Raw genomic sequence first — 18,904 nt, 5'->3', positions numbered from 1 at the left:
GGGGTGGGTGGCAACCTCTCGGCCGTCTTCGCCGTCGTCTCGCTGGTCACCGCGTTGGCCGCGGCGCTCTGGGCGGTGCTGCGGTTGCGCGCCCGGCGGGGCATCGCCACCGCCACCCAGCGGGCCACGTACGAGGTGCTGCACACCGCCGGCCTGGCCGCCGAGCCGCTGCGCACCGGCCTGAGCGCGGCGGGCGCGGCGAAGGCCGTACGCCATCTGCGGGCCCTGGTGGGCGCTGCCGGCCTGGCGCTGACCGACCGCGAGCTGCTGCTGGCCGTCGACGGGCGCGGCGCGCACCACGGCGACCAACTGGTCGCGGCGGCCCGGCGGGTGGTCGACAGCGGGCGCTCCACCGTGCTGCGCGAGTCGGAGCTGCACTGCGACCTGGTCGACTGCCCGGTACGCGGCGCGGTGGTGGCGCCGCTGAGCGCGGACGGCCGGGTGGTCGGCGCGCTGGTGGCGGTGGCCGACGAGCGGCCGGCGCCGGGCCTGGTGCAGGCCACGCTGGAGACCGCGCACTGGGCCGGCGACCAGCTCGCCCTGGCCGAGCTGGACTCGTCGCGGGAACGACTGGCCCGGGCCGAGGTACGCGCGCTGCGCGCCCAGATCAGCCCGCACTTCATCTACAACGCGCTCACCGCGATCGGCTCGTTCGTGCGGACCGACCCGGACCGGGCCCGGGAGCTGATCCTGGAGTTCGCCGAGTTCACCAGGTACTCGTTCCGCTCGCACGGCGAGTTCACCACGCTGGCCGAGGAGCTGCGCTCGATCGACCGCTACCTGACCATCGAGCGGGCCCGGTTCGGCGAGCGGCTCCAGGTGCGCCTCCAGATCGCCCCGGAGGTGCTGCCGGTGACGCTGCCGTTCCTCTGCCTCCAGCCGCTGGTCGAGAACGCGGTGCGCCACGGGTTGTCCCGCAAGCCGGGCACCGGCATGGTGAGCATCGAGGCCCGGGACGCGGGCGCCGAATGTCACATCACGGTGGAGGACGACGGAGTGGGGATGGATCCGACCACGCTGACGGCGGGCATCGCCGAGGTGTCCGGTGTCGGCAGCGACCCGGCCGACGACCCGGGGCAGCACGTCGGCCTCTCCAACGTCGACGAGCGGCTGCGGTCGGCCTTCGGGGACCGCTTCGGCCTGGTCGTCGAGACCGGCCTGGGCTCGGGTACGAAGGTCAGCATGCGGGTGCCGAAGTTCCACCCCGGCGTCCGGGTCTCCTCATGACGGTGTCCGGCACCGGCTTCCTCCGGGTGCTGGCCGTGGACGACGAGCCGCCGGCCCTCGACGAGCTGGCCTACCATCTGCGCACCGATCCCCGGGTGGCCCGGCTGCACACCGCCGGCGACGCCACCGAGGCGCTGCGGGTGCTCCGCGACGACGACGTGGACGTGGTGTTCCTCGACATCCGGATGCCGGGGCTGGACGGCATGGAGCTGGCCCGGGTGCTGCGCCGGTTCGCCCGGCCGCCGGCGATCGTCTTCGTCACCGCGTACGACGACGGCGCGGTGGACGCGTTCGACCTGGGCGCCACCGACTACGTACGCAAGCCGGTCCGGGCCGAGCGGCTGGCCGAGTCGCTGCGCCGGGTGATCGGCTCGCGGGTGGTGCCGTCGCATCCGGCGGCGCTGGCCCGGGCGGAGGAGGACCCGACGATTCCGATCGAGTTGGCCGGCACCACCCGGATGCTGCCCCGCTCGGCGGTGCGCTGGGTGGAGGCGCAGGGCGACTACGCCCGGCTGCACACCGCGGAGGGGTCGCACCTGGTCCGGGTGTCGCTGGCCACGCTGGCGGAGCGCTGGGCCGACGCGGGGTTCGTCCGCGTCCACCGGTCGTACCTGGTGCAGTTGCGGCTCATCGCCGAGCTACGGCTGGTCAACTCCGGTTACGTGGTGGTGGTGGACGGGACGGAGCTGCCGGTGAGCCGCCGGCACACCCGGGAGCTGAAGGACAAGCTGGTCCGCGCCGCCAAGCAGGACTGGAACCGCTGACTCCACAGTCGATTCCGCCGGTACGGCTGATCGACGGGTGTCGCACCGCGTACCTATCCTGGCCGGGCCGATCCCGGACGGGGCGCGGGGGGCGGTGTGGGCGAAGCCTGCGCGGGGTCGCCCCACCATCCTCACGTTGGGACGCAGATGCGTTTTTCCTTCGCACGTCGTGCCGCCACCGCGGCCGTCGTCGCCGGTTTCCTCATCCTGCCCGGGTCAGCCCCGGCGCAGGCCGCGGAGACCAGCACGGTCAGCGGACGGCTGACCACCAGCTCCGGCGCCGGCGCGGCCGACGCCCAGGTCGAGGTGTTCGACGCCGACAGCTACGCCACGGCCGGCTGGACCACCACCGACAGCGACGGCCGCTGGTCGGTCGGCGGGCTGGACGCGGGGCGCTACCTCGTCGGCTTCCAGCCGGTCGACCAGCCGGCGCAGTACTACCGGCAGCAGGCCGTGATCTGGGACGCCGACCCGGTGACGGTGGGCAGCGGCGAGACCGCCACCGCCGACGACCAGCTCCGGGCCACCGGCCTGCTCACCGGGCGGATCACCGACGCCGGTGGCGCACCCGTCGCCTGGCTGAGCATCTACGCCGACCGGCCCGACAGCTCCGGGAACGCCTACGGGTCCACCGACGAGGACGGGCGCTTCCGGATCGCCGCGACGCCCGGCGACTACACCCTCTCCTTCCGGCCGATCGAGGGCTCCTACCAGACCCAGTACGTCCCCGGGAAGCTCGACGAGGTCGACGCCGGCCGCTACCGGGTGACCGCCGACCAGGAGACCGTGGTCAACGAGACGGTGCTGCCCACCGGCAGCCTCACCGGCACGTTCACCACCGCGACCGGCGCGCCGCTCGCCTCCGCCCGGGTCGCGGTCAACACCGCCAACATGTACGGCGGGGTCGACGCCGAGACCGCCGCCGACGGCACCTTCACCGTCCCGGCGCTGCTGGCCGGCTCGTACAAGGTGCGTTTCGAGACCGACGACCGGACGCAGTACTACCGGGGCAAGCTCGACTACACCGACGCGAACCTCGTGGTCGTGCGCGGCGGGCAGCGGACCCGGATCGCCGACGCGCTGCTCGGCACCGGCTCCGTGCGGGTCCGCGCCGTCGACTCGGTCACCGGCGCCCCGGTGGCCGACTTCTGCGTCGAGTCGACGGAGACGTGCAGTCGGGGCACCGGTGCCGTCACCGTCACCGGCCTGCCGCAGGGCCGGCACGAGATCTACGTCTACACGGCGGACCGCCTGCACTTCGACCGCCGCCTCACCGTGCGGGTGCTGGCCGGCCAGACCACCGACGTCGCCCCGAAGCTGCGCCCGGGCGCGCTCATCACCAGCACCATCGTCGACCGGGCCACCGGGCGGCCGGTGGCTGACGTCTGCCTCGACGCGTTCCTGCCCAAGCAGGCCAAGTTGGTGGACGGGCACGGCAACTGCAGCGACCAGGCCGGCCGGATCCGGGTGGGTCCGCTGGCCGGTGGCACCTACCGGCTCTTCGCCGACCCGGGCGACGCCCCCTACGGTCGGCAGTGGGTCGGCGCCGACGGCGGCACCGGTGACGAGCGGCAGGCCGCCACCGTCACCGCGACGGTCGGCACGGTGACCGCCGGGCCGCAGGTCCGGCTCGACCCGGCCGGCCGGATCACCGGCACGGTCACCGACGCGGCCACCGGCAAGCCGGCGAACTCGGTCGACGTCTCGGTGCTGACCGGTCACCCCGGCGTCGGCGTCAACGACGCCAGCACCGACGAGCAGGGCCGCTACACGCTCGACCGGCTCGGCCCGTACGCCTGGCCGGTGGTGTTCAGCGGCCACCCGTACGCCGTCCACTGGTCCGGTGACGCGGTCAGCCGCTATACCGCCACGCCGGTGCCGGTGACCGCGGGGGGCACCGCGACCCTCGACACCGCCATGCGGGCGGGCAGCACGGTGACCGGCACGTTCACCAACCAGGACGGCGCGTCGTTCACCAACGGCTGGGTGGTCGCCCGCAGCGCCGACACCGGTGATGTCGCCGGCTCCGGTTGGATGTCGGACGGCCGCTACACGCTCCAGGTCACCGGCCGGCAGCGCGTCTACGTCACCTACGACGTGTCGTTCGCCGGCCAGGACTTTTCCGGCCGCTACCTGGTGACCGGGCCGGACGGCGCCCGCAAGCTCGGCTTGTTCGTGGTGCCGGCCACCGGCACGCTCACCGCCGACCTGGTGGTCCCGACGAGCTGATCCGACAGGGAGGGGCCGGTCCCGACGGGGCCGGCCCCTCCCGTCGTGGACGGGCGGGCGGTCAGAACAGCTCGGCGACCGGCAGGACGAGCGGGAAAGGGTGGTCGGCCCGGTGGACGTCGGCGGCGGTGAGGACGGCCGCCTCGCGATAGCCGTTGCCGACGTGTTCCAGCACGGTCAGCGTCTGCTTCCGCGGCTCCACGAGCCAGTAGTGGGGGATGCCGGCCGCGCCGTATTCGTGACGCTTGAGCACCAGGTCTCGGCCCGCGTTGCCCGGCGAGACGACCTCGACCACGAGCAGCACGTCGGCCGGGGCCAGTGCGGGGCCGCCCCGCTCCAGCGCCTCCTCGCGGGCGACGAACACGTCGGGCACGAAGTAGGAGGACCGTTTCGCGCTGACCCCGACGTCCTGCCCGACGAGCAGGCCGGTCGGCGCCTGCCGGTCGAGGAGCCGGCGGAGGCGGTTGGCGATCGCTCCATGGCGGACGTCCGCGTGTGGGGACACGAGCAGGCTCCCGTCGAAGATCTCGTAGTCCTGGCCGTCCTCGGGGAGGTCCTGGAGGTCGTCCACCGTCCAGGCGTCGCCGCTGCCGGGCCGTGCCGGGCTGGTCACTGTCACACCTCCTCTCTACCCGCTCACCCTGACATCCGGGTCGGCCGTCCACAACGACACCGCGCTCATCCACCGGGTTGTCCACAGGTGTGCGGCGTTATCCACAGGTTGTGCACAGCGCCGTCCACGCTGCGCTTGACATTCACGCTGAGCGGGCGAGACTGCCGGGGATGACCGCAGCCGACGACCAGCAGCCGGCGGGGCAGCCCGTCGCGGCGGCCCCGGTCCCCGGCCCGCGCGTGCCGCAGCGGACCCGGGTCGTGCTGGCCGAGGTCTCCCGGACCGGCAGCCGCGCCGACCGCACCCGCTCCGAGCTGACCCAGCAGACCCGGGTCGGCGAGACGCTGGTGCAGGGCCTGATGCGCGCCCAGCTCTCACTGGCGCTGCGGCTCAGCCTGCTGGTGGTGATCGGGCTGGGCGGCCTGCCGTGGCTGTTCGCCATCGCGCCGTCGGTCGGGCGGGTCACCGTGCTCGGCGTGAACCTGCCGTGGGTGCTGCTCGGGGTGGCCGCGTTCCCGTTCCTGATCGTGGTCGGCTGGGCGTACGTGCGGCTGGCGGAACGCAACGAGCAGGACTTCGTCGACCTGGTCCAGCGGCCGGAGCGCTGAATGGCCAACGGGTACGTGGTCCCCGCGATCGTGGCGGTCACCCTGGTCACCGTCGGCATCGGCTTCTACGGCCTGCGGCTGGCCCGCACCACGTCCGACTTCCTGGTCGCGTCCCGGGCGGTCAGCCCGACCTGGAACGCCGCCGCGATCGGCGGGGAGTACCTGTCGGCGGCCAGCTTCCTGGGCGTGGCCGGGCTGATCCTCAAGTACGGCGTGGACGTGCTCTGGTACCCGGTCGGGTTCGCCGCCGGCTACCTGGCGTTGCTGCTGTTCGTGGCCGCCCCGCTGCGCCGCTCCGGCGCGTTCACGCTGCCGGACTTCTGCGAGGTGCGGCTCGGGTCGCGTCGGCTCCGCACGATCGCCACCGTCTTCGTGATCTTCATCGGTTGGCTCTACCTGGTGCCGCAATTGCAGGGCGCCGGGCTGACGCTTGCCACGCTGACCGGTTCGCCGTACCCGCTCGGGGCGCTGCTGGTGGCCGTGGTGGTGACCGCGAACGTGGCGCTGGGCGGCATGCGGGCGATCACCTTCGTGCAGGCTTTCCAATACTGGCTCAAGTTGACCGCGCTCGCCGTACCGGCGATCTTCCTGGCGTTGCAGTGGCAGGCCGACGCCCGCCCGGCGGTGACGCCACCCGACGGGCCGGCGTTCCGGACCGCGACCACCGTGGTGGTCGAGCACCGCGCGACGCTCACCCTGCCCGACGGCGACGTGCGGGAGGTACGCCCCGGCGATCGCCTCGACTTCGCCGCCGGTGACCCGGTGCCGGAGGTGTCCGGCGCGGCGATCGCCGCCACCGACTGGCTGCTGCCGGACACCGCCGGCGACGACGACCGCAGCCTGTTCGCGACGTACTCGCTGATCCTGGCCACGTTCCTGGGCACCATGGGGCTGCCGCACGTGCTGGTGCGCTTCTACACCAACCCGGACGGCGCCGCCGCCCGGCGCACCACGCTCGTGGTGCTGGCCCTGGTCGGCGTCTTCTACCTGCTGCCCACGATCTACGGCGTGCTGGGCCGGATCTACACGCCGCAACTGCTGGTCAGCGGTCAGACCGACGCGGTGGTGGTGTTGCTGCCCGGCGCGGCCCTCGGCGACGGCGTCACCGGCCGGCTGCTCGCCGCGCTGGTCGCCGCCGGCGCGTTCGCGGCGTTCCTCTCCACCTCGTCCGGGCTGCTCACCAGCGTCGCCGGGGTGATCTCCACGGACGTGCTGGGCCGCGGCTCGGTACGCGGTTTCCGGCTCGCCACGGTGATCGCCGGCGCGGTGCCGGCGGTGCTCGCGTTGAACGTCTCCGGGCTGGACGTCTCGCAGGTGGTGGGGCTGGCGTTCGCGGTCGCCGCGTCGAGCTTCTGCCCGCTGCTGGTGCTCGGCATCTGGTGGCGCGGCCTGACCGACCTGGGCGCCGCCGCCGGGGTGCTGGTGGGCGGCGGAGCGGCGATCGGCGCGGTGCTGCTCACCGTGCTGGGCCCGCCGCTTACCGGCTGGCCGGCGACGCTCACCACCCAGCCGGCGGCGTGGACGGTGCCGCTGGCGTTCACGGTGATGGTGGTGGTCTCCATGGCCAGCCGGCGACGCCTGCCCCGCGACGTGGGCACCACCATGCTCCGCCTGCACACGCCGGAGTCGCTGCGCCTGTAGCCGCGTACCTCTCAGGTATGACGGAAAGATCGTCCTACGGCCCGAGCGGGCGCTGGCCGGGCCGGGCTACCGTCGGACCATGACCGATCAGCACCCGGCCCTGCACCTCCGTGGCCTGGCCAAGCGCTTCGACACGAAGGTCGCGGTGGCCGGAGTCGACCTGGCCGTGCCGACCGGCTCGTTCTACGGCCTGCTCGGCCCGAACGGGGCCGGCAAGACCACCACCCTCTCCATGGCCGTCGGCCTGCTGCGGCCCGACGCCGGTGAGGCCCGCGTCCTCGGGTACGACGTCTGGGCCGACCCGGTCCGCGCGAAGAGCCTGCTCGGCGTGATGCCCGACGGCGTACGCCTCTTCGACCGGCTCAGCGGGGCGGAGCTGCTGGCGTACCACGGCCTGCTGCGCGGCATGGACCCGGCGGTGGTCGACCAGCGGGCGGCGGAGCTGCTCGACGTGCTGGCGCTCGGCGACGCCGGCCGCACGCTGGTGGTCGACTACTCGGCCGGCATGAAGAAGAAGATCGGCCTGGCCTGCGCGCTGCTGCACGGCCCGCGCCTGCTGGTGCTCGACGAGCCGTTCGAGGCGGTCGACCCGGTCTCGGCGGCGCTGATCCGGGACATCCTGCACCGGTACGTGACAGGTGGCGGCACGGTGGTCTTCTCCAGCCACGTGATGGAGGTGGTGGAGCGGCTCTGCTCGCACGTGGCGATCCTGGCCGACGGCACGATCAAGCGGGTCGGCACGCTGACCGAGGTGCGCGGCGACCGGTCGCTGGAGGACGTCTTCGTCGAGGTCGTCGGCGGCCGGACCGCGACCGGCGAGGAGCTGTCGTGGCTGTCCCGGTGACCGCCGTCGAGCCCCCGGCGCGGGCCGTCTCGCCCCGGCACTTCGTCCGGCTGAAGCTGCGGGTGCTCGGCAACAACTTCCGGGGCCAGGCGTGGCGGATCGCCCTGTTCGTGCTGGGTGTGCTGTTCGCGCTCTGGTTCGCCGCGACCGGGTTCTTCCTGCTGGCCGCGCCCGGCCTGGCCGACGAACCCCGGTACGCGTTGCTGGCCGCCGCGTTCGGCGGCGGCGTGCTGACGCTCGGCTGGCTGCTGCTGCCGCTGGTCTTCTTCGGCGTGGACGAGACGCTGGACCCGGCCCGGTTCGCGCTGCTGCCGCTCTCCCGCCGGACCCTGGTCACCGGCCTGCTCGCCGCCGCGCTGGTCAGCGTGCCGGCGCTGGCCACCCTGATCACGGTGGCCGGGCTGGTGATCACCGCCGGCGCGCTGGGCGGCTGGTCGGCCGCGCTGGTGGAGGCCGTCGGCGTGGTCGCCGGGCTGCTGGTCTGCGTCGCCGGGGCCCGCGCGGTGACCAGCGCGTTCGCCACCATGCTGCGGTCCCGCCGGGTCCGTGACCTGGCCGCCGTGCTGCTCGCGGTGCTGGCCGCGCTGCTCGGGCCGTTGCAGTTGCTGGTGCTGGCCGCCGTGCGCAGCGCCGACTGGGACCGGCTGACCGGGGTGGCCCGGGTGGTCGGCTGGACGCCGTTCGGCGCGCCCTGGACGGCCGGCATCGACGTGGCCGAGGGCCGGGCCGGGGCGGCCGTGGCGAAGCTGCTGATCGCCGCCGCGACGGTCGGCGTACTCCTGCTCTGGTGGTCGCGGTCGTTGGAGTCGGCGATGGTCGGCGCGGCGAGCGCCGGGCCTGCGCGGACCCCGCGCGGCGTGGTCGGCGGCGCGGTCGCGCAGCTCTTCCCGCGCGCGGTCGGCTGGGCCCGGCGGGACCGGTTCGGCGCACTGGTGGCCCGCGAGTGCCGCTACTGGTGGCGGGACGCCCGGCGGCGGGCCAACCTGATCACGATCGCCGTGGTGGGCGTGTTCGTGCCGGTGATGGTCAACCTGGGTGGCGCGTCGCTCGCGGTCGAGGGCGGGGCCGCGTTCGGCGAGGCCAGCGCCAACTCCTCCCCGGTGCTGGTCAGCATCTCCATGGTCTTCGTCGGGGTGCTCGCCTCGGTGACGCTGGCCAACCAGTTCGGTTTCGACGGCAGCGCGTACGCGGCGAACGTGGTCGCCGGCGTGCCGGGGCGGGTGGAGCTGCGCGCCCGGATGGCGGCGTTCTCGCTCTACGTGGTGCCGATCCTGCTGGTCGTCGCGGTGGTGCTGGGCGTCGTGCTCGGACGGCCGGAATGGCTCGGGGTGATGGCCGGCGGGTTGTTCGCCGCGTACGGCTGCGGGCTGGCGATCAACGGGTTCATCTCGGTGCTCGGCGCGTACTCGCTGCCGGAGACCAGCAACCCGTTCGCCATGAACACCGGCGCGGGCATCGCGAAGAGCCTGTTCACGCTGCTGTCGATGGTGTCCTCGGCGGCGGCGGCGATCCCGTTCGTGGTGGCCGCCGGGCTGCTCGGCGACGTCTGGCTCTGGCTGGCGCTGCCGGCCGGCCTGGCGTACGGGGCGGGCGCGGCGCTGCTCGGCGCGTACCTGGCCGGGGACGCGTTGGACCGTCGGCAGCCGGAGCTGCTGGCCTCGGTCACGCCGAGGCGCTGATGCCGGTCGTCGAGGCGGTCGTCACCGTGCCGGTCCCGCCGGAGCTGGCGTTCGCGGTCTCCCAGACCGTCGCCCCGGTGCGTTACCGGTGGGACCCGTTCGTCCGCGAGCAGCACTTCGTCGACGGCGCGACCCGCCCCGGCCGGGGCGTGCGCACGTTCACCCGCTCCCGGCGCGGATTGGCCATGGTCAGCGAGTACGTCTCCTGGGCACCGCCGACCAACGTGGGCATGAAAATGGTCAGCGGCCCGTGGTTCTTCGAACGCTTCGGCGGCGGCTGGCGCTTCGCACCCGGCCCGGAGCCGGGCACCACGGTCGCCACCTGGCGGTACAACTTCCGGTGCCGGCCGGCGTTCCTGCGTCCGGTGGCCGAGCGGATCGGCGGGTGGCTGCTCGGCCGGGACATCCGCCGCCGGATCGCCGGGTACGCGGCCGGCTGCGCCGACCCCGAGGTGCTGGCCGCCGCCCGCCGCACGCTGCCGTCCTAGGCTCGGCGCTCGGCGGCAGTTTACTTTTTCACGCTATGACCGTGAGTCATAAATATGACCCAGAGTCATGACAGGAAAGACCGGTGCATTGTTCCGGCCGTGGAGGGGCGTCGCCGGAGGGAGGCGCTACATGGTGCGGCGCATCGCGGCGTAGACGTGGTGACCGTCGCCGACGCTGAGCACGTTGACCAGCTCCCAGCCGTAGTTCGACAGGTGCTCGACCGCCTCCATCAGCGGCGGGAAGCCACTGCTGCCCCACTTGTGCCGGGCGATGATCATGAGGTGCCGGTGCGGGTAGGCGCGCAGGTCGACCTGACCGCCGACGATGGCCTCGGCGGTGATCATGCGGTCCTGGGCGAGCTTCTGCGGAGGAACGAGAGCCATGCCCGGAGGGTAGGCGGATCAGTCGAGCGGCGCGCGGTGGAGGTCGGCCAGCAGGGACCGCCAGGCGTCCGGCGTAAAGGTGAGGGCCGGGCCGGACGGGTCCTTGCTGTCCCGGACCAGCACCACACCGGGCAGATTGCCCGCCACCTCGACACAGTTACCGGCGTTGTCGGATCGCGACGATTTCTGCCATGCGGGCTGGTTCACGGCGTCACCTTCAACTTGTGGACGAGATCGAGCGAGGCACGTTCCGGCAGTGCCTCCCCGAGCAGGATCTCCCACTTGCGCAGCATGAGGCGAATCCACTCCGGATGGTCGGCAATCTGCCCTCGGGCCGGGTTGTCGAGGCAGAGCATGTGCTCGCCGCCCGGCAGTTCGGCGATGGCGAAGCCACCGCCCAGTGAGAGATGCGCGCCGATGTCGAGGGGCAGGACGTGCAGGCGGAGGCCACGACCCGGCGGCCGGTCCTGCGACGGGTCGCCCCGACCATCCCCCGGTCGGGGCGACCCCATCCCAGGGAGGCGCGAGTGCGAAGAGATCCGGAAGATCTTGGAAGAAAAGTGCCCCCGGAGGGGCCCGTAGCTTCCAAGATCGGGAGGAGCCGGGCGCACGTACCGATGCGGCCGGCGTGGCGCTGCCGGGCGTGCGGGGCGCCCTGGCCGTGCCAGCCGGCCCGGCTCGGGCTGCTGCGTGAGTTCCGGGGCGACCGGACGGCGCTGTTGTCCATCTCGGCGGGCTGCTCGCCGAGGCGAACGCCCAGCTCAGCGACGCCACGGACCTGCACCGGCGCTTCCTCGGCTGGGCGCGGGCCCGGGGCGGCAGAATGTTTCACGTGAATCATGAGCAGCCGGGTGCCGAGATCCACCACACCGATCCGTTCGCCGTGCCGGCCGGGCAGCGCTCGCCGGTACGCCGGCTGCGTGGCCGGCTGGCCGCCCCGGTGACACTCTGGACCGCGCCCGGCCCGGCCGGGCTCACCGTCTCCTCCACGCTGGTCGCGGAAGGGGAGCCGGACCGGTTGCTCGGCCTGGTCGACGCGGAGTCGGAGCTGTGGGCGGCGGTCGAGGACGCCGGACGGTTCGCGGTCGCGCCGCTGGGCCCGCGCCACCGGCAGCTCGCGGACCGCTTCGCCGGCCTCTTCCCGTCGCCCGGCGGCCTGTTCGCGCTGGACGCCTGGACCGAGACGCCGTACGGGCCGGTGCCGGCGGACGCCGGTGGCTGGGCCGGCTGCCGGCTCGACACGGCCCGCGAGTACGGCTGGGGTCTGCTGGTCGAGGCCACCATCGAAACGGTCGACCTCCCCGGCGAGAGCACCCCTCTGCTGCACTACCGGGGGCGCTACCGGGAGCTGACCGACTAGGTCGGGAACCTCCGACACGAGCGGCCCGGAGGTTCCCGACCGGGCTACTTGGCGAGCCCGCCGCCGCGCTGCTGGCCGGTGGACGGGCCGGACGCGCCACCGCTCGGCGGACGGACGCTCCGATTGCCGCCCTGGCTCGCGTCGGGGGTGCTGGTCATCCGGGCGATCGCAGCCCGGTCCCCGTTCTGGACCTGCGCGATCCGTTCCGTCGGGCTCTCGCTGCCCCGCAGGTAGGCACGCTGGACGTCCTGGTTCGTGTACCCGCCGTCGCGGACTGCGTCGCGGACGGTCCGGGTCTCCTCCCGATAGGTGAAGCCGCGCTGCCCCGGCGGGCCCGCCGTCCGGAAGTCCAGCCCGGCCGCGGACTGCGTCATGTACTCCGTCATCCCCTCCACCGTGGAGTCGGTGAGACGACTGCCCGGCGCCTGGAGGCTGGGGTGCTCGATGCGGTGGAAGTTCTCGTGGGCCTGCGCGAAAACGGTGTGGTTGTTCGGGTTGAGGTAGGTGTCGCGTTCCCCGACCGGCCCCCGGGTGGTGATGCCCTCCACGTGCGCGGCCCGCCCGAACGCCTGCCCGGGCGCCCCGGCGTCGTTGGCCGCCACCTGCGACACGAACTCGCTGTAGCCGGGGTGGTGCACCCGGCTGTCGTCCGCCAGCACCGAACGGTGCTCGTCGGTGTACATGTCGCTGCCGGTCAGATAGTTGCCGACGATGTTCCGGGCGCGGTCGTTGTTCTGCTCCGGGGTGGGGCGCACCACCTGATCCGGTTCCGGGGAGGGGGTCGACTCGGTCGGCTGCCGGCCGACGTACCTGACCTCGCCGGTCGCCGCGTTGCTGATCTGGATGTTCGTGCGCTCGGGGTGATTCGCCCGGACCGCCTCCTCGATCCGCACGCGCCAGGCGGGGTCCACCGCGAACGGCACCAGCACGGTGGTCCGGCTGGCGTCCTGGCCACTGTGCACGTAGTCGACCTGGATGCTGCTGTCGTCGCCATAGGGCAGGTAGAGATGCCCTCTCGTCGCTGGCATGGCACTCCTTCCGAAGGTGCCCCCCACGACGGCCCGGGTTGCGTCCGGGTTCACGGCCGACCCGGATCCGACCGCTCAGCGGAGTGATCTGGGTCACTGGGCGCAGCGGGGGCGCCGTTCGGCGCAGCCGTCGCCCGGGGCCAGGCTGAGCCTTTCGCGCCGGGAGGCGCGCTCTCTAGCGTGCCCGGAAAATCCCCCACGCCTGCGAAGGTGGTGATCCACAGATGTCCACGGACACACCCGCGTCCGCACCCTCCGAGTCGACGGCGGAACGGTACCTAGCCGTCCAACGGTCGGACGAGTTCGCCGGGTTGCGGCGCGCGCTGCGCGGCTTCGTCTTCCCGATGACCGTCGCGTTCTTCCTGTGGTACGCGCTCTACGTCATCCTCTCCGCGTACGCGCGGGGATTCATGGGCACGAAGCTGGTCGGCAACATCAACGTCGCCCTGGTCTTCGGTCTGCTCCAGTTCGTCTCCACGTTCGTCATCGCCTGGCTCTACTCGCGGTTCGCCAACCGGCGGATCGACCCGGTCGCCGACCGGATCCGCGCCGAGATGGGGGAGGTGAACCATGAACACGGTCCTCGCGGCTGAGGCGGGCAGCACCACCGCCCGCAACCTCACCATCACGCTGTTCCTGATCTTCGTGGCGATCACGTTGGCGATCACGATCTGGGCCAGCCGGCAGACCAAGACCGCCACCGACTTCTACGCCGGTGGCCGCTCCTTCTCCGGCTTCCAGAACGGCATGGCGATCGGCGGCGACTACATGTCCGCCGCGTCCTTCCTGGGCATCGCCGGCATCATCGCGCTCTACGGCTACGACGGCTTCCTGTACTCGATCGGCTTCCTGGTCGCCTGGTTGGTGGCGCTGCTGCTCGTCGCCGAACTGCTGCGCAACTCCGGCCGGTACACGATGGCGGACGTGCTGGCGTTCCGGATGCGGCAACGGCCGGTCCGGACCGCGGCGGCGGTCTCCACCATCACGGTGTCGATCTTCTATCTGCTGGCCCAGATGGTCGGTGCCGGCGCGCTGGTGGCGCTGCTGCTGGGCATCAAGCCGGGCACCACGTTCCTCGGCATGGACGCGGACACCGCCAAGGTGGCCACCATCGTGCTGGTCGGCGCGCTGATGATCATCTACGTCACGGTCGGCGGCATGAAGGGCACCACGTACGTCCAGATCGTCAAGGCGTTCCTGCTGATGACCGGCGCGCTGGTGATGACGCTGCTGGTGCTCGCGAAGTACAAGTTCAACCTGTCCTCGCTGCTCGGTGACGCGGCCGACGCCTCCGGCAAGGGCGCGGCGTTCCTGGAACCCGGGCTGCGGTACGGCGTGGAGACGCCCGGTGACGCGCTGAAGACGTTCTACAGCAAGATGGACCTGCTCTCGCTGGGCATCGCGCTGGTGCTCGGCACGGCCGGCCTGCCGCACATCCTGATCCGCTTCTACACCGTGCCGACCGCGCGGGCGGCCCGCAAGAGCGTGCTCTGGGCGATCGGCATCATCGGCGCGTTCTACCTGCTCACCCTGGCGCTCGGCTTCGGCGCGGCGGCGATCGTCGGCGGGCAGGCGATCACCGCGCAGGACAAGGCCGGCAACACGGCCGCGCCGCAGCTCGCCGAGGCGCTCGGCGCGGACTTCTTCGGCGGGAACCTGGGCGGCGCGACACTGCTGGCGATCATCGCGGCGGTCGCGTTCGCCACGATCCTCGCGGTGGTGGCCGGGCTGACGCTGGCGTCGTCGTCCAGCCTGGCGCACGACTTCTACGCCAACGTGGTGAAGAACGGCCAGACGTCGGAGCGGCAGGAGGTGAACGTCGCCCGGATCTCCGCGCTGGTGATCGGCGCGGTCTCGATCGTACTGTCGATCTTCGCGCAGAACCTCAACGTGGCGTTCCTGGTCGCGTTGGCGTTCGCGGTGGCCGCCTCCGGCAACCTGCCGGCGATCCTCTACAGCCTGTTCTGGAAGCGGTTCAACACCTCGGGCGCGGTGTGGTCGATCTACGGCGGCCTGCTCGCCGCCGTACTGCTGGTCTTCTTCTCCCCGGTCGTCTCCGGCGCGCCGACGGCGATGTTCCCCGACCAGGACTGGCACTGGTTCCCGCTGTCGAACCCGGGCATCCTCTCCATCCCGTTCGGCTTCCTGTGCGGCTGGCTCGGCACGGTCCTGTCCAAGGAGCGCGACGACGACAAGTACGCGGAGCTGGAGGTGCGCTCGCTCACCGGCGCGGGCGCGCACTGACGGGTAGTTGTTAAGCGGGGCCCCCGCCTCTACCGGAGGCGTTAAGCGGGGGCCCCGCCTTACCCCTATAGGGTGCTGGGCATGAAGGTCGCTCCCCGGTTTGGTGCCGGACACCGCATCCTCGTCACCGGCGGCGCCGGCTTCGTCCCGTCCCACCTGGTCGACCGGCTCGTCGAGCGCGGTTGCACGGTGGTGGTGCTGGACAACTTCGTCACCGGCTCCAAGGACAACGTGTCCCACCTGCTGGAGAAGCCGACGTTCACGCTGGTCGAGGCGGACATCTCCGACGGCCTGCCGACCGACCACCCGGCGATGACCGAGCGGTTCGACGCGATCCTGCACATGGCGTCCCCGGCCAGCCCGACCGACTTCGAGAAGCTCCCGGTGGAGATCCTCCGGGTGGGCTCGGTCGCCACGCTGGCGCTGCTGGAGCGCGCCACCGCCGACGGCGCGCGGTTCCTGATGGCCTCCACCTCCGAGGCGTACGGGGACCCGAAGGAGCACCCGCAGCGCGAGACGTACTGGGGCAACGTCAACCCGATCGGCATCCGGAGCGTCTACGACGAGGCGAAACGCTTCTCCGAGGCGGCCACCATGGCGTACCACCGCAGCCGGGGCACGGACACCGCGATCGTCCGGATCTTCAACACGTACGGCCCGCGGATGCGGCCGGACGACGGCCGGGCCATCCCGACGTTCATCTCCCAGGCGCTGCGCGGCGAGCCGATCACGGTGCACGGCACCGGCAACCAGACGCGCTCCATCTGCTACGTCGACGATCTGGTGCGGGGCATCCTGCTGCTGCTCGACTCGACGCAGACCGGCCCGATCAACTGCGGCACCGAGCACGAGATGTCGATGCGGCAACTGGCTGAGACGATCGTGTCACTCACCGGCAGCACCTCCGAGGTGAGCTACATCACGCGCGCCTCGGACGACCCGGAGATGCGCCGCCCGGACCTGACGCTCGCCCGTGAGCTGCTCGGATACGAGCCGAGCGTGACGCCCGAAGACGGCCTCGGACGCACCATCGCGTACTTCCGCGGGCGGCTAGGGTACTGAGCCCGACTGTCAGCCGGCTGAGCGCCGCGCGCGCCTGAGCGCGGTGGTGGAACGGCCGACCTACCCTCGGTTACATGTCCGCGACCTCGTCTGCCGGCGTCCCCCTCCCCCGCCCCCTGAACCGGGGTGCGGGCCGCGCCTCGGTCCCCGGCTCCGGCCGGGGTGCCACCGCGCGCGCCCGCGCCACGGAAACCCGCTGGTACCCGTCACACGACGAGGCGCCCCGCTCGGGCGGCCCGGGTGGGCCGGGCGGTCCCGGTGGCACGGGCGGCGGCGGCTTCGGTGGCCCGGGCCGCCGGCCCCGTCCGCGCTGGGGGCGCATCGGCCTGGTGGCCGGCGTGGCGGTGCTGGTGCTGGCGCTGCTCGGTGGGATCGGCGCCTGGTTCTACGCCCGCAACCTCGACGACGACCTGGCCCGCACCGATCCGTTCTCGGAGATCACCGGCGGGCGGCCGGCCAAGCAGGTCGACGGCGCGTTCAACATCCTGCTGGTGGGCAGCGACTCGCGGGACCCGGACGCCCCGGTCGACGGCGCCGGCAAGTGGCGGGCGGACACCGTGATCGTCATGCACATCCCGGCCGACCACAAGCGCGCCTACCTGGTCTCCGTGCCGCGTGACCTGTACGTGCCGATCCCGGAGAACGCGGGCGCGTCCTGCGACTCCGGCTCACGCAACAAGATCAACGCGGCGTTCGCGTTCGGCGGCCTGCCGCTGGCGGTGAAGACCGTGGAGTGCTTCACCGACGTACGCATCGACCACGTCATGGCCATCGACTTCGCCGGCTTCAAGGACGTCACCGACGCGCTGGGCGGCGTCGACCTGAAGGTGGAGCGCACCGTCACCTCGATCCACAAGCCGTACCGGACGTTCACCAAGGGCGTGAACCACATGAACGGCGCCGAGGCGCTGGACTGGGTCCGGCAGCGCAAGCAGTTCCCGGACGGCGACTTCGCCCGGATGCGCCACCAGCAGGAGTTCCTGAAGGCGCTGATGGACAAGGCGGCGAGCACCGGCACGCTCACCAACCCGAAGAAGCTGAACGACTTCCTGAAGTCGGTCACCGCCGCCGTCACGGTCGACCAGGGATTCTCGTTGACCGACATGGCGGTGCAGTTCCGCAGCCTGCGGGGCGAGAACCTGACGTTCGTCACCAGCCCGAACCTGGGGGGCCAGACCGTCGACGGCCAGTCGGTGGTGGTCTCCGACCGGGAGAAGGCGCTGGCGATGTACCAGGCCATCGCCGGGGACAAGATGGCCGACTGGCTCGCGGCCAACCAGAAGAATTCGGGCGACAGCGCCGGCGGCTGACCGGGCGCGCAGCCTCGCCCGTTCGGCCACATCTCGGCACCATCGGCCGGGATTGACGGGAATACCCGCCTCAGGAGGTCGCGAGAACGGGAACGGATACGTAAAGTGGTCCCGCCCCCGATCACCGAGCTGGAGCACGCATGTCGGTCCAGACCAGTCGTCGCCCGCAGTCACCGGCACCCGGATCATCCGGGCGGGTTCCCCCGGTCATCCCCACGCAGCCCGGTCCCGGCGGCCGTGGTCCCGGCGGCGGGAAGAAGAAGCGCACCAAGCGCAAGGACCCGCTCTGGGCGAAGCTCACCCTGGTCCTCGGCGCGGTGCTGATGGTGACCAGCGGCGTCGCTATCGTCGGCAGCAAGGCCGTGATCGGTCAGGCCACCAACAACATCGCCCAGCGCAACCTGCTCGGCGAGGCGGGCAAGAGCGAGGCCGAGGGCGGCAACAGCCTGGACGGCCCGATCGACATGCTGCTGCTCGGCGTGGACGCCCGGGCCCGCTGGGCCGCCGACGACGTCCGGTCGGACACGATCATCGTGCTGCACATCCCGGCCAGCCACGACCAGGCCTACCTGATCTCGATCCCCCGGGACACCGAGGCCCGCATCCCGGCGTTCAAGAACAGTGGCTACAAGGGCGGCACCGACAAGATCAACGCTGCGTTCTTCCACGGCGCGCAGAACGGCGGCGGCTGGGAGGGCGGCGCCCAGTTGATGGCCAAGACGATCAAGGGGATGACCGGCATCAGCTTCGACGGCGCCGCGATCATCAACTTCGGCGGCTTCAAGAACGTCATCGACGCGCTCGGCACGGTGCGGATCTGCGTCAGCCACGAGGTCCCGTCGCACCACATGTCGATGGTCGAGGGCAAGCCGATGTGGAACGCGGACGCGAAGAAGACCGGCAAGCCCTACAAGCCGGTGGTGCACAAGAAGGGCTGCAAGGAGATGGAGGGCTGGGAGGCGCTCGACTACTCCCGCCAGCGCTACGGCCTGCCCAACAGCGACTACGACCGGCAGCAGAACCAGCAGCAGCTCATCAAGGCGATGGCCAAGAAGGCCACCGACGGCGGCATGCTGACCAACCCGATCAAGCTGAACTCGCTGATGAAGGCTGCCGGGAAGGCGTTCGTGCTGGACACCGGCGGCGTACCGATCGCCGACTTCATCTTCACGCTCAAGAACCTCAGCGGGAACGACCTGGTCACGCTGCGCACCAACGGCGGGACGTTCGCCGGCAACAGCAACGGCCGGGAGACGTTCAACGAGACGACCATGGACATGTTCCAGGCGGTCAAGAACGACAAGCTGGCCGACTTCATCGTGGCCAACCCGACCGTCCTCTCCACCCGGAAGTGACGAAAGCCGGCACCGGCCGGCCCGTCCCCCCGTAGCCTGACCTGAGCGGGTCTCAGGTCGGCGCCACG

18 protein-coding genes and 1 pseudogene are annotated in these 18,904 nt (G+C 72.0%); 14 read left to right on the top strand and 5 right to left on the bottom strand.

The genetic code is table 11. From position 1 onward, the window contains the following. The first annotated feature begins 3 nt into the window (after positions 1-3). The 3 genes from C8054_RS09970 to C8054_RS09960 all read left to right on the top strand — a co-directional run bounded on the left by C8054_RS09970 (position 4) and on the right by C8054_RS09960 (position 4,220). Entirely contained in the window at positions 4-1,227 is a 1,224-nt protein-coding gene (locus C8054_RS09970; RefSeq protein ID WP_107156471.1) for a sensor histidine kinase, read from the top strand. Continuing rightward, a complete protein-coding gene (locus C8054_RS09965) occupies positions 1,224-1,991 on the top strand; it encodes a LytTR family DNA-binding domain-containing protein (RefSeq protein WP_107156470.1) in 768 nt (255 codons plus the stop codon). The genes C8054_RS09970 and C8054_RS09965 overlap by 4 nt, the downstream gene beginning before the upstream one ends. Before the next feature lie 147 nt (positions 1,992-2,138). Next, positions 2,139-4,220, top strand: coding sequence for a carboxypeptidase-like regulatory domain-containing protein (locus C8054_RS09960; protein WP_107156469.1), 2,082 nt, complete (start codon positions 2,139-2,141; stop codon positions 4,218-4,220). 61 nt (positions 4,221-4,281) lie between these two features. Here the strand turns inward: C8054_RS09960 and C8054_RS09955 are convergent, their stop codons facing one another. After that, positions 4,282-4,833 (bottom strand): Uma2 family endonuclease, encoded by a 552-nt coding sequence (locus C8054_RS09955; protein ID WP_158273833.1) that lies wholly within the window; start codon positions 4,831-4,833, stop codon positions 4,282-4,284. Between the two features lie 170 nt (positions 4,834-5,003). On the opposite strand from C8054_RS09955, the gene C8054_RS09950 reads away from it, so the two are divergent. The 5 genes from C8054_RS09950 (at position 5,004) to C8054_RS09930 (ending at position 10,093) form a co-directional block, all read left to right on the top strand. Continuing rightward, on the top strand, positions 5,004-5,441 hold the full coding sequence (locus C8054_RS09950; protein ID WP_107156467.1) for a hypothetical protein: 438 nt from the start codon (positions 5,004-5,006) through the stop codon (positions 5,439-5,441). After that, entirely contained in the window at positions 5,442-7,082 is a 1,641-nt protein-coding gene (locus C8054_RS09945) for a cation acetate symporter (protein ID WP_107156466.1), read from the top strand. It abuts the gene before it with no gap. Positions 7,083-7,161: 79 nt separating this feature from the next. Beyond that, the gene (locus C8054_RS09940) at positions 7,162-7,926 is read left to right on the top strand and encodes an ABC transporter ATP-binding protein (protein ID WP_107156465.1); all 765 of its coding nucleotides are present in this window, start codon (positions 7,162-7,164) and stop codon (positions 7,924-7,926) included. Next, a complete protein-coding gene (locus C8054_RS09935) occupies positions 7,911-9,605 on the top strand; it encodes an ABC transporter permease (RefSeq protein ID WP_107156464.1) in 1,695 nt (564 codons plus the stop codon). The genes C8054_RS09940 and C8054_RS09935 overlap by 16 nt, the downstream gene beginning before the upstream one ends. Then, positions 9,605-10,093 (top strand): SRPBCC family protein, encoded by a 489-nt coding sequence (locus tag C8054_RS09930; RefSeq protein WP_107156463.1) that lies wholly within the window; start codon positions 9,605-9,607, stop codon positions 10,091-10,093. Before C8054_RS09935 ends, C8054_RS09930 begins: the two co-directional genes overlap by 1 nt. Positions 10,094-10,219: 126 nt before the next feature. On the opposite strand, the gene C8054_RS09925 is transcribed toward C8054_RS09930, so the two are convergent. From C8054_RS09925 to C8054_RS09915, 3 genes are read right to left on the bottom strand one after another with little or no spacing between them, the layout of a single operon-like run. Then, positions 10,220-10,477, bottom strand: a complete 258-nt coding sequence (locus C8054_RS09925; RefSeq protein WP_107156462.1) for a hypothetical protein — start codon at positions 10,475-10,477, stop codon at positions 10,220-10,222. Between the two features lie 18 nt (positions 10,478-10,495). Beyond that, complete coding sequence (locus C8054_RS09920; RefSeq protein WP_107156461.1) at positions 10,496-10,684, bottom strand: DUF397 domain-containing protein; 189 nt, start codon at positions 10,682-10,684, stop codon at positions 10,496-10,498. Then, positions 10,681-10,989, bottom strand: a complete 309-nt coding sequence (locus tag C8054_RS09915; RefSeq protein ID WP_233219562.1) for a Scr1 family TA system antitoxin-like transcriptional regulator — start codon at positions 10,987-10,989, stop codon at positions 10,681-10,683. Before C8054_RS09915 ends, C8054_RS09920 begins: the two co-directional genes overlap by 4 nt. Positions 10,990-11,094: 105 nt before the next feature. Here C8054_RS09915 and C8054_RS09905 point away from each other — a divergent pair. Further along, positions 11,095-11,837: pseudogene (locus tag C8054_RS09905) on the top strand (flavin reductase family protein). A 44-nt stretch (positions 11,838-11,881) separates the two neighbouring features. Here C8054_RS09905 and C8054_RS09900 read toward each other — a convergent pair. Beyond that, positions 11,882-12,865, bottom strand: a complete 984-nt coding sequence (locus C8054_RS09900) for a hypothetical protein (RefSeq protein WP_107156460.1) — start codon at positions 12,863-12,865, stop codon at positions 11,882-11,884. Between the two features lie 224 nt (positions 12,866-13,089). Between C8054_RS09900 and C8054_RS09895 the strand changes: the two genes are divergently transcribed. From C8054_RS09895 to C8054_RS09875, 5 genes are all read left to right on the top strand, one after another. Beyond that, entirely contained in the window at positions 13,090-13,458 is a 369-nt protein-coding gene (locus C8054_RS09895; RefSeq protein WP_091061706.1) for a DUF485 domain-containing protein, read from the top strand. Beyond that, positions 13,436-15,109: a cation acetate symporter gene (locus C8054_RS09890; protein ID WP_107156459.1), complete on the top strand. Its 1,674-nt coding sequence runs from the start codon at positions 13,436-13,438 to the stop codon at positions 15,107-15,109. Before C8054_RS09895 ends, C8054_RS09890 begins: the two co-directional genes overlap by 23 nt. 81 nt (positions 15,110-15,190) lie before the next feature. Then, entirely contained in the window at positions 15,191-16,171 is a 981-nt protein-coding gene (locus tag C8054_RS09885; protein ID WP_107156559.1) for an NAD-dependent epimerase/dehydratase family protein, read from the top strand. Positions 16,172-16,245: 74 nt separating this feature from the next. Continuing rightward, the gene (locus C8054_RS09880; protein WP_107156458.1) at positions 16,246-17,481 is read left to right on the top strand and encodes an LCP family protein; all 1,236 of its coding nucleotides are present in this window, start codon (positions 16,246-16,248) and stop codon (positions 17,479-17,481) included. Positions 17,482-17,621: 140 nt separating this feature from the next. Further along, complete coding sequence (locus tag C8054_RS09875; RefSeq protein ID WP_107156457.1) at positions 17,622-18,836, top strand: LCP family protein; 1,215 nt, start codon at positions 17,622-17,624, stop codon at positions 18,834-18,836. Positions 18,837-18,904 lie beyond the last annotated feature (68 nt).

The sequence above is a fragment of the Micromonospora sp. RP3T genome (genome assembly GCF_003027925.1).
In the GTDB taxonomy this organism is placed as follows: Bacteria; Actinomycetota; Actinomycetes; order Mycobacteriales; family Micromonosporaceae; genus Micromonospora.
The sequence above is the reverse complement of the archived record's forward strand: the minus strand, read 5'-3'. Positions and strand labels throughout refer to the sequence as shown.

Excerpts from the sequence above, each read along its gene's own strand:
- C8054_RS09890 (WP_107156459.1), top strand. The coding sequence starts at position 13,436 with ATGAACACGGTCCTCGCGGCTGAGGCGGGCAGCACCACCGCCCGCAAC.
- C8054_RS09965 (WP_107156470.1), top strand. The coding sequence starts at position 1,224 with ATGACGGTGTCCGGCACCGGCTTCCTCCGGGTGCTGGCCGTGGACGAC.
- C8054_RS09960 (WP_107156469.1), top strand. The coding sequence starts at position 2,139 with ATGCGTTTTTCCTTCGCACGTCGTGCCGCCACCGCGGCCGTCGTCGCC.
- C8054_RS09895 (WP_091061706.1), top strand. The coding sequence starts at position 13,090 with ATGTCCACGGACACACCCGCGTCCGCACCCTCCGAGTCGACGGCGGAA.
- C8054_RS09930 (WP_107156463.1), top strand. The coding sequence starts at position 9,605 with ATGCCGGTCGTCGAGGCGGTCGTCACCGTGCCGGTCCCGCCGGAGCTG.
- C8054_RS09875 (WP_107156457.1), top strand. The coding sequence starts at position 17,622 with ATGTCGGTCCAGACCAGTCGTCGCCCGCAGTCACCGGCACCCGGATCA.
- C8054_RS09885 (WP_107156559.1), top strand. The coding sequence starts at position 15,191 with ATGAAGGTCGCTCCCCGGTTTGGTGCCGGACACCGCATCCTCGTCACC.
- C8054_RS09945 (WP_107156466.1), top strand. The coding sequence starts at position 5,442 with ATGGCCAACGGGTACGTGGTCCCCGCGATCGTGGCGGTCACCCTGGTC.
- C8054_RS09950 (WP_107156467.1), top strand. The coding sequence starts at position 5,004 with ATGACCGCAGCCGACGACCAGCAGCCGGCGGGGCAGCCCGTCGCGGCG.
- C8054_RS09880 (WP_107156458.1), top strand. The coding sequence starts at position 16,246 with ATGTCCGCGACCTCGTCTGCCGGCGTCCCCCTCCCCCGCCCCCTGAAC.
- C8054_RS09925 (WP_107156462.1), bottom strand. The coding sequence starts at position 10,477 with ATGGCTCTCGTTCCTCCGCAGAAGCTCGCCCAGGACCGCATGATCACC.
- C8054_RS09900 (WP_107156460.1), bottom strand. The coding sequence starts at position 12,865 with ATGCCAGCGACGAGAGGGCATCTCTACCTGCCCTATGGCGACGACAGC.
- C8054_RS09940 (WP_107156465.1), top strand. The coding sequence starts at position 7,162 with ATGACCGATCAGCACCCGGCCCTGCACCTCCGTGGCCTGGCCAAGCGC.
- C8054_RS09915 (WP_233219562.1), bottom strand. The coding sequence starts at position 10,989 with ATGGGGTCGCCCCGACCGGGGGATGGTCGGGGCGACCCGTCGCAGGAC.